The organism is Zooshikella sp. RANM57 (assembly GCF_050749885.1).
Taxonomy (GTDB): domain Bacteria; phylum Pseudomonadota; class Gammaproteobacteria; order Pseudomonadales; family Zooshikellaceae; genus Zooshikella.
On the sequence record NZ_JBOIUB010000029.1, the window covers coordinates 1 to 10,835 of the forward strand.

Annotated in this window: 4 protein-coding genes; 2 read left to right on the forward strand and 2 right to left on the reverse strand. The window is 41.5% G+C overall.

Features of this window, described 5'->3' with window-relative positions; genetic code table 11:
- The first annotated feature begins 203 nt into the window (after positions 1-203).
- Complete coding sequence (locus ACQ96U_RS26590; protein WP_431724314.1) at positions 204-881, forward strand: IS6 family transposase; 678 nt, start codon at positions 204-206, stop codon at positions 879-881.
- 59 nt (positions 882-940) lie between these two features.
- On the opposite strand, the gene ACQ96U_RS26595 is transcribed toward ACQ96U_RS26590, so the two are convergent.
- Positions 941-3,910 (reverse strand): RHS repeat-associated core domain-containing protein, encoded by a 2,970-nt coding sequence (locus ACQ96U_RS26595; protein ID WP_431724315.1) that lies wholly within the window; start codon positions 3,908-3,910, stop codon positions 941-943.
- Positions 3,911-4,106: 196 nt separating this feature from the next.
- Positions 4,107-9,731 carry a SpvB/TcaC N-terminal domain-containing protein gene (locus tag ACQ96U_RS26600; RefSeq protein ID WP_431724316.1) on the reverse strand — a complete coding sequence of 1,875 codons (5,625 nt, stop codon included), beginning with the start codon at positions 9,729-9,731 and terminating at the stop codon, positions 4,107-4,109.
- A 908-nt stretch (positions 9,732-10,639) separates the two neighbouring features.
- Between ACQ96U_RS26600 and ACQ96U_RS26605 the strand changes: the two genes are divergently transcribed.
- Positions 10,640-10,835, forward strand: a 196-nt coding sequence (locus tag ACQ96U_RS26605; RefSeq protein WP_431724317.1) for a hypothetical protein, incomplete at its 3' end; no start/stop codon positions are given.

Below are 10,835 nucleotides of genomic sequence, written 5' to 3' on the forward strand. Positions count from 1 at the left end.
CACAATATGATACCCCCCATAAAAAGCTGCTTCTGTAGTGAAAACAGGCACTGTCCCCCATGTAGGGTCATTTATTAAATTACTATAGTCAAAATGGTGCGTATGACCATCAAAAATAGCGATAGGTGGTTCCGTCGCAAATATGCCTAGCCCTGGAATTCTGCTAACCTCAGCTTATCTTATCGGCTCAAAGTGAATACATAATGATCAGCTTTAAAGGTCGCCATTTTCAGCAATCAATGATTTTACAGTCTGTTCGTTGGTATGTGGCATATCCCTTGAGCTATCGTCAAATTGAAGAGATGATGAAAGAGCGTGGCTACGATGTAGATCACAGCACCATTCAGCGCTGGGTGGTTCACTACTGCCCACAATTGGAAAAAGCGTTTCATAAAAAAAAGCAGCAACCGATCGGCCGGTGGCGGCTTGACGAGACCTACATCAAGGTCAAAGGAAAGTGGAAATATCTCTATCGAGCCGCTGATAAAACCGGACACACCATTGATTTTTTATTAACCGCCAAGCGTGATAAGAAGGCGGCCTTACGATTTTTAAATAAAGCCATTCTGCGAAATACCAAACCCAGCTTAATTAATATGGATAAAAGTGGTGCGAATAAGGCGGCTGTTAACGCTTATAATAAAGCCAGCCACCAGCAGATTGAAGTTCGCCAGGTTAAATATCTTAATAATATCGTTGAACAAGATCATCAAGGTGTAAAACGGGTTACCCGACCGATGCTGGGATTTCAGCATTTTCATGCGGCACAGAAAACCTTAACGGGTATTGAGCTGATGCATATGCTGAAAAAAGGGCAAATGAAAAAACAATTCCGTGGCAATTTATCACCGGCTGAACAATTTTATTCATTAGCAGAATAACTGTGTCCAGGGAAAAGTGCTTTTTCAATTACTGAATTATTTGCGACGGAACCAAACCATTACCTCCTATGGCTTCGAGGATGACTTGAGTGGACGTTAATTGGATACAAAGTTAAATCAGCCATTCGCCTATCTAGCCTTGTCATTAAACGATTAATTTTGTCTCTATCTATAGTATGAAAAAATCTTCCTCTAGCTCTCTCGTGATGGTGATGATACTCTGTACGCGGACGGATCATTGCAGTGTGTCTTCTCGATAGTATTGGATGGATATGGTGACCATGGGTATGACGAGTTTCAAAGTCAAAGTCTTCTATTAAGTGTTCCTGAGTTGCAGATATAACTTGTCGAATTTCCGCTAAGTTTGTATATAGCCTCTGCGTGATTTCCTGCTCGCTTTGGTTGAAAGCATGCCTTAATGCTTGAGCTGCTTGATAAGGCTCACGATTCATAGGGGTATTCACATAGCCGATCACTTGAGCGGCTCCAGGAGGAAGCACTGCTGAAGCAGCGACTCCTGTAAGGTAGTTAGTCAAAAATGTCGTCATGTTGTCATAGACTGCATCATAGGAGTAACTATCCTTTAGTTTTCTTTTAAATGCTTCAACGCCGTGTTGAGTTGCATTTTTTATTCTTTTTAATTCATTTTCTCCTGTTGGAGTCAAATTATGAGTTTTCATAAACAAACTAATTAATGCATCAGCACCTACTGCTAGAAAATCCTGAACAGTGGTTTGAGCAACTCCTCCTAAAAATGGTCCTGCTATAGGGCCTGCAGCTGCAGCAACAGGTGCAGCTACTGTTAGTGAAGTAAAAACTGACAATGCAGCATCAGCCATGAGTAGAGTAAATCTTTTAGTAACGTTATGTCCTGCTGTTGATAAAATATGCTCCCTAGGGGTACGATGAAAAGAACGAAGATGAGCATACAGGTCATCAAGTTCTTCAAGAAAAGTATTAAGCTCATGGTAATGTGTATATGCTCGACAACCAGTTAAGCCGTTATTATCAAAGAAAGAAACAGGGTTGCTGGATACCATCTGATACAAATTAAGTCCATCTTCAGTACCTGATGGATCAACATTCAACCACCGTCCCAGCCAAGGTTGATAGTAACGATACCCATAGTAGCACAGACCACTCACATCACGCTCTTTGCCTGAATAACGGACAGTTTTGTATTTTGCCTCTATCGCTGATTTCGCTGCACGAACAGCTGTACCACCGTAAGGATAGTACTCTTCTTTTGTGAGAATATTAGCATCCTTATCCAGCTCCAGCAGACTTGAACCAATCATATCATCCATACTGTAACGTATTTGCTGATTGTTGATCTCAGCTGGCTTGCCTGTCTTCCAGTTCAATACACGTACCTGATAGCGACCTGCTTGACCTATCGTAATCACTTCCATCTCGCTGTCCACAACAGCACCATTACTCGTTTTGTGTAGTTCTAATGCTGGCAAGTAAATGACTTCTTGCTGTCTCGTTGTGCGTGCTGTTTGGCTACGCTGTAGCTTTCGGATACGGATTCCATCACCCGCATATTGATAACACTCAGTATCATCGCTACTCTGGCTACGAACCACAGTATTGACCTGTGATAACTGGTTAAGACCATTCCAGGCGAGTAGTTGCCCTGTATCAAGCTGAATCTGATTACCACATTCATCAAAATACTCATCCACAGTATCAGGTGTTTGGCCATTCGTTTTTAACATCCCGTGATTGCTTGAATTGGCAATCACTATTTCACGGTTATAACTGACAGTTTCTCCAATGTGCTGGAGTTGTGTTAAGTTTCCACATCGGTCATAAGTATAATTCCGTGTGTAAGGTGTAAACTGATTTGCATCAAGCGGAGGGATTAACGCATCTGGGTTATCAGTAGGGTTTTGGCTGATTGTAGCATTTTCCCTGCCATTGACTTGGATAAGCTGATAGAGTGCATCATATTGATAATATTGATTCGCATCAGTACGTTGATTACGAAAAAAGGTAACCGCTTCCGCACCATTTTGAAGACTGACAATATTACCAACAGGGTCATACTCGTAGTTTAGCTGTTGGAGTATATCAACGGTTTTTGCTTGTGTTGGTCGTGATGTAGTCATGGACAGCAAGCGTTGCGTTTCTGCTTCATAACCATACTCAGTCACAACCCCATTGGCCGCTTCTTCTCGAAGTTTTTGATTGGCCGCACTGTAAGTGATTGAGTCAAGAATAGGTTGCTCAATAGTTCCATTTAGCGTAACCCAGCTTGCTTTTAATCGACCGGCAATATCATATTCATAACGCTGCTGGTGGTTTGCAGCATCTGTTTGCGTGAGTGTTTGCGCTGTCGCATCAAAGGAAGCTTGTGTCGTATAACTGTACTCTTCCAGAGCATCTTCCCATGTTACATGATTACTTTCATAATCGCCTTGCCAGTCACTTTGAGTGTCCGTAGGGAGCAGCTTTCGTCCTTGCTGAAAGTTTCCTCCAACTAACGCATAGCCTTGTGTGCTTACATCTACGACACCTGCTGTATCATAATGTTTAGCCAGTTGACCTCGTAAGTTGTAATTAGCTAACTCTAACTCAGAACTCAACCTCTCACCGTAAATAAACTGCTCTGCTACTCGAGTGTCTTCTCCACTGAGGGTTTCTTCACGCTTGATGAGGCGGCCAAGAGTATCATAGGTAAAGTTTTGTTCTGTACCTCGCGCATCATGGCTCCATACAGGTCGACCCGCCACATCATATAATGTGTGTGTGGTGCCTGCATCAGCACTCATGGTACATAATGTTTGACCATTCAATGAATGGCTGTTGATGAAGTTATGCGTCTCTGAGCCAAAGAAACGAGGGTCTACACTGCTCACTAAGTGACCAAGGGCATTAAACTCATGCCGTGTGATTCTTTCGTCAAGCATTGCTTCTGCTGCTTGACGATTGTATGCGAGTGCTCGAATAACCTGCCCAGCTTGACCTAATACGTTGATAGCCGGGGTACATCGGCAAATCTGACCTATAGTTTCTAAACTCATCTTTGAGTCCTCAGATTCTGGCTGGAAGATCAGTCTGTTAAAATAATATTTTTAGTAGTTACTTCCTATCTTATAGTCAGCTGATCATTGTTGTAATCATCTATCTCAAAGCAAACATGCAACTTGCTTTCAGTTCATTCATATTAGGGTATCGTCACTAAACAGTTTTACCTAATTTAATTATCAACAATATCTGCTACCCTGTAACAACTAAATCTTCGCAGCTATTACCATACCGATCAGCAAACTCACAAGTAGCTTGTCCATCATAAGCCCCTTGATCACAATCGTTATTATCAACAGAGGCATCCCTTATGTAAAGGTAAGCACAGATTGCTATCGAGTTTGGTTCATTAGAGCTTATTTGCATGCTCCAGTAAGGACTGCCGTCATTATTATTTGTAATTGTGTGGCTACTTATATTGGCAGCATTCTGGTCATTTTCAAAACATGCTACCCATTTTTTCACCTCGTTGATGCCTCCTTTAGAGGTTCTTCGCCAATATACCTGACCACCTTCAATCCACTCATCTTCGTCAAATGAGCTATTGCTTTGGCTCCATCCCCATTTATTAGGATTTTTGGCATCCATAACATTATAATCAGTGATGTTTTTAGCATCTATTACACAATAGGCGTAACATAGTCTTTCGTCTATTTCATGCTGTACATTTGTTATGCTGGTAAGATCAGTTTGCTGAATACTCAATTCAGGAGCAAGTCGTTTTACTATTGTTTTATTGGGTAATTCAGAGACTAGTATAGAGCTGTCTTCTTCAGAGTATGCACAATTCATGGATGATGCGACGAAGAAGTGTAAGTCTGGCACATCCTGAGTGACACATTTTAGCTTTACCTCATAGTAAACCATTAATAACTCTTCAGTTTTGTCCTCATTATCGTTTTCTAGTGGTGTAACACTTATAGAGATTTGATCCCTCTGAACGGTCTTTGGAGTTGAGCCAATAATAGAGTTCATCTGTGCGGTGGTAGGGTGGGCTTCAAAGCTTCTTGGTATAGGGGATAAAACTCCAGAAGTGTCTAGTTTGGTTCTTGTTTGGATAAGCCATAGTGGTTGAGAGGGGGGGTCAGTAGCGTAAGTCATTAACTGGTAGTTTGTTACTTTAGCAATAGGATCTTCAGCTAGCTCCCACTGCATTGGAATCTCCACACCACCATCATTTCGAGAACTATACGTGGTCAGATCTAGGCGGGAGCTAAGTCTTACCTCAGCCATTGAGTTGCAAAATATATTCGTACGATTACAGCTTGTATCCAGCCCATCATAATCGATCAAGTTATAATCAATTGAAATACTTTCTACTACCTCTTCATACCTTGGAGTCCATCCAACTAATGTATCATTTTCATCTTCAGACACCACAAACCAGGGATAGTAGGTCAGTCGCCGTATATAGCCTTTTGCATTAATTACGCTGTGCGCTCTACCCAAAGCATCATAAAAGTGTGTGTCTGCATAGCCCTGAGTACGCATGGCTGTATCAACTACATACTGCCAATCATTAATGAAGTAAGGTTGATACTGTCGTACAGTCAGTCCTTTATTATTATATTCAACACGGCCAGACACAGACCAGCGAGGGTCTGATGTCTCCTCTACTAGACTCCCATCACCCGCTATTTCCAGCTCTCCCTCTGGCGTTCTAACATATGCTAAGCCAGGCTCGTCTTTACGGGAGGTATGAACTACACGTCCAAAGCCATCGTTATAAACAACACTGACTCTCTTTTGCTGACCTAAGTCATCAGGATAACGGTCTGGCTGTAATGTCGCAGCATGGGAGGGTATTCTAACAATGGTTAGAATACTCGACTTTAATGCATTCACCACTGTACTATTATAATCTAACAAACCATTTTCACTGACAGCCCAGTAATGACCTTTAGCGGTAATATATGCATATTCATTTGTATAAGGAATGGTCAATAAGAGCCCTTCGCTCAACATAGCACTCCAACAGCTCATATCAATGGCATCCACTTCACTTTTTGGAAGGCGTCCCATCCAGCTGAAAGCATCATAAGCGGAGGTCATTGCAACAGGTAACACATCCGTGGAATTACTGATTATGATCAAATCGTTTACTGTTGCAGGAGGCGTAAAGCCATTGATAGGCTCAAACCCAGCCTGTTCACCTTTTTCTGTGCCGTAAAACGAACTCACAGTAACGCGGCCAAAGCTATCAAACGCTACTTCATTACTATTTTGATTAATATCAACAATGTGCATCGGTGATAAAAACCGATAATTAAACTGCTCAACGCTCACCGTGCTACTCATACTATCTTCCATAGAAGATAGAAAGCCATATGAGTTGTAATAATAAGTGAGAGCGCCTGTTAGTGACGTTTGCTGCTGAGTGTGTCGCTTGAAAAAAGTATCTTCATCAAAGTAAGTAAAGAAGTTTGACTGAACCATCCATACTTCATCTGCAGCATCATCACCTAACACTTTATTAGTTTTAACATAACCTGCAGCCAATAGCTTTTCTTCTAGCTGAATACTATCAAGTATGCCTTCATAAGCTTGTAGTGACTGCTCATCAAGCGTTACGGTTTCGATGTGATCCAGTAACACGGGCAATTGAGAGGGCATAGCGTCTGTATAGTGAGCGACCGTTTGTCCTGCATATACTGCAGGTTCAGTATTCAGATGGCTGCCTGGGTCAATCAACGCCTCAAAGTTATAACCTGTATCTGCAGGAATAGTCGGTGTATCAATAACATACGCATTTTGTCGTTGCTGCCAGATAATGCCTAACTGCCAAGCCATATTATTCTGCAAATGGTGACAGCGCTGGAGCTGCTCACTGAGTCGTAACTTTAATTGCTGATCATCATAAGAGCTTTCCACAGCGGTTTCTGGCAAAGCATCCGGATAAACAGCAGCAGTCACGCTTTTTCTACGAGGGTATGCGATGGCAATAAGGTGTGTTGGAAACCCCAATCTATCGATAGACAGTGTGATTTGATGTAAAACCTGAGGATCATTTAAAATACGCTCATACTGATAAGTCAATGTTTCGAGTTGACTAGGAAATACAACGGGTGATGATGAACCTAGTGCTTCTTGAATTAAACGTGACTGATAACGAAAACTACTCACGGTATAGGGTGTAGATTCTTTTTCTGAATTATCATTACCATATATTTCTATACGCAAAGGCATTCCCCTTAATGCCCTGTATAGCCACCACTGAGTCTCACCATCTCCTGCAAAGTCATCTTCGCTTGCTGCTGAGGGTAACCATTGGGTCAGTCGAGTTGGAGTGATCGTGTATGCTTCTGCATCTTCATTCCACCCTTGGAGTAAATGGGTATTTTCATCCTCTTCATACCCTGTATGGTACCAGGTTTTCGTTAAAACTGGTGGCGTGAAGGCGATATCTTCCCCTGTTGGCTTCGAATTATCATTCGTATCTACGCCCTCGACTAAACCAAAGCCACGGAACTCTCGTTCTTGTCCATCATAGATCCCTTTTTTATAAGTATAAGACTGGCTTAATTTATTATTTGTTACTTCATCCGTTTGGATTACTTGATGGACAAGATGCATAGGAAAAGGTAAGTAAGAAACGCGTGAGGAGTCTTCCTGCTTTTCATCAAGCCAAAACTGAGCTGAGCTACGGTAAGTGAATCGGGTATCAGCTCCCATATTGTTATTCAGCCCACTTAATAAGTAAGGCTTTTCTTGGCAAAAGGTGTAATACCAGTGCTGAGTTTGCATATAAGGTTTTGTTAAAATTAATTGTGCAACCCCTTTACCACTAAGATCTGCGGCAGTGAGCTGACAAAGCTGATCAAAATGAACATCAGGAGGCAAAGGCAAATAACATGGGTCAGCAAAACCATTGCCAGATTGATTAAGATAGAGGGCAAGTTGGTTACTGGAGGCGTACACTATATCGACAGCACCCGACCCATCGATATCCAGTAGGAATAGTTGATTGGGGTTGAAGCGCTCTTGTGTATCAAAGGGAGTACACTCAAACTCAAGCACTTGACCAAAGTAGCCTCGTCCCAAGTTAGGCCAGCATTTTACTTTGTTATATCGCACCTCTATAAGATGTTGTTGACCAGAACCTAATATATCACTAAAACCAATCAATGCTGATGGATCACGACCTAGGCTTGGTAAGGTAATGTTGGCAGGTTGGTTCACCTCATGCCCCGTATCAAAGCCATCCCGTACATTAGCATATAGCCTAACACTTTTGGGTCCCACTAAAGCAATGTCTGTCAAACCATCTCCCACTAAATCCAACAACTGGGCTTGCGGATGAAACAATTCATTAGGAATAGCATTAAAAGGCGTAAAACCACGCCACGTCTTATCAGAATTAATGGTGAAAAAACCTGAGCAACCTGGTAGAGCGACAATCCAGTTATAACGCCCATCACCCGTCATATCCATAAGCAGACCTGATCCTGTAGTGGCTGTAGCCACTTGAGGTACACACTGCCAATCACTGTAAGTGACTCCATCTGTTAAACCTGATTGTGTATCTCTAACTGGTGACTGGTAATACCACGCTTTATTATGTTGGTAGAGTAGACCTGGAACCCCCTCACCATAGAGATCAATAATTTGATAAGGTTGGCCATTATCCAGCCCTGGACTTCCTGGCCATGTCTGCCACCCTTCAGCTGACAGTTCAACCTTGAAGGGTATGTAATTAAGTGATAAAGGTGGATTCATGAATCCCATGCCAGCTTCATCATAAGTCCACAGCTGAGCATTGCTCAGCTGACTAATAACAGGACTTTCTTCATAATTGAGCATCAGCCGACTGACGAGTGTGGCATCTTCCCCCAGCTCCACAGGAAAGTGGTGGAGCATCAAAACCTGCCGACATAACCGGTGACAACGCGTTTCGAAGCCAAAGTGATATCCTGAAAAGGAATCTTGTCTTGGTAGCCAAGGGCTACCTGCGGAGTCAAAGTTTGGACGGTTTAGGGGATCCAACCCTCGCTCTCCGTAGTCAAACACTAACGTAAACAAGTATGTTTGATTTTCAGCATTATTATCCCAAGCATAAAGGTGTTTAGCGGCAATACTATTACCAAAACGAACCTGTGCTAAGTAGCTTAGTGCTCCATGTTCTCTTTTCGCCTCTGGCCCTGATAGCTCAATACCAGATGTATCTTCTGCTTTATAAAGGTAGACAATATGCTCATGTGTTGGTGAAACGCTTTCTTCTAACCACCACTCAGCTATGTGTGTGTTATCCGTGGGATTAGCTGTTCGTGCTATCGGGGTCTTTCCCAAGCAATGAAGCTGGCCGTCAGCCTGATGTATTAACCAAAAATTATCTTCTGGTGTTGTATCATTGCACCAATACTCGATAAGGCTAAAGGCGGCTTCTATTCGGGGTAAGTATTGTGTTACTGTGTAAGTGGCGTTAAGTGGTTTATCGTTATACTGATTACATGTTCGGCTAATCACATTACCACTTGCATTACGAGCAGGCACCATCACTTCGCCATCTGGCCCAATAAACTCATCTTGATCGGTGTAGTGTGGCACACCTCGGTTCGTTCGCCGGCTTATCTTCATCAACGGTAGTGACCAACCCAGTCCAAACTCACTATTGCCACTCCCGCTACTGTAGCTAAGGCTCAGATCAGGTACATAGCCTCGTCCAGATGAAATTGGTAATGGAATACTCATGCTTGCCATACCCATGGGACCCACACTGCCTACACTTTCACCTAGTCCCTGTATCGTGCCTCCACCTTTGGGTAAATTGAGCGAGCTTGCTACCAAGTTGTTGTTTGAGTTTGATGATTGGTTTGGCATTACCTGCTATTAGGCACTATATGTGTAACTAAAAACACCAATTTACACTATTGCCCTGCCTCCCTAAGATTAGTTATTGCTGATGGTATGTTGATATGCGAATAATGCAGTGTATGATACCCTGCATTAGTCAATGCTAAACAGCAAAATGGAGTTATTTTCATCACTAGTAAGCTGGGAACCATTCCAAATCGCAAATAAAAGCGATGATCAAAGTTGATCATTAAACCAGCTTGTAAATAAATCGTATAGCGTCACGAAAACACCGGTGTATTGAATGGACACGACAGGATAGCTGGGTTTAGAGTGTTCCAATTGATATTTACAACAATCTGGTTCTTAAGATAATAAACAACCCTAGATTAAATACAGCTCTTACATCTAATCAATTATTTCCCATCATATTTAAAGTTATAGTCTAATAATTTTATACTGAAAGTGAATTATTTTTAATCTATCAGATTTTTACGGTTCCAACATCAATATTTATTATTTTTTGCTGTATAACACACATGAAGAGGCTGTAATGGTATTATTCAATTCATTGAATTACATATTTAACCTGTCAGATTGTGAACCATTTGATAATCCCTCCTGATAATTTAGTTTATCACATTATTCCTATATTTCACTCTGACAGTTTATATTTCTTATAGATATAAACTGTCACAAAGATTATCTAATTGAGCGTCAATATTAATGAGCGAATACGAAGTCATAATTTAACGTTTATTTTCACTCATTAAAGCTCATTGACTACCTATACTTTTTTTATCGGATCATGTAATACGTATTAAATAACTTTTTTATCAAGGTGATGATGATGTCAAAACGCCTCAGTCCTTTTATTTGTTAATTAGTTTTTAGCGCCAAAGAGCAGGCTCTAACTTAACCAGAGTGTTATTGAAGTGCGTCCAAGAGGACAGGGTTGTCAGCAACATAACTTTTCGTGGTCATGTATTGCTGATGACATCTTTATTTTAACGATGGATTTAACTATGTACGCATCAATGATTAAGAACAAAAAAATTATCCGTGATTATCTAGATAAATTAGCGGATATAGATAACACACCTTTCGTTGATGTGACAAAAAAAAGCTTTC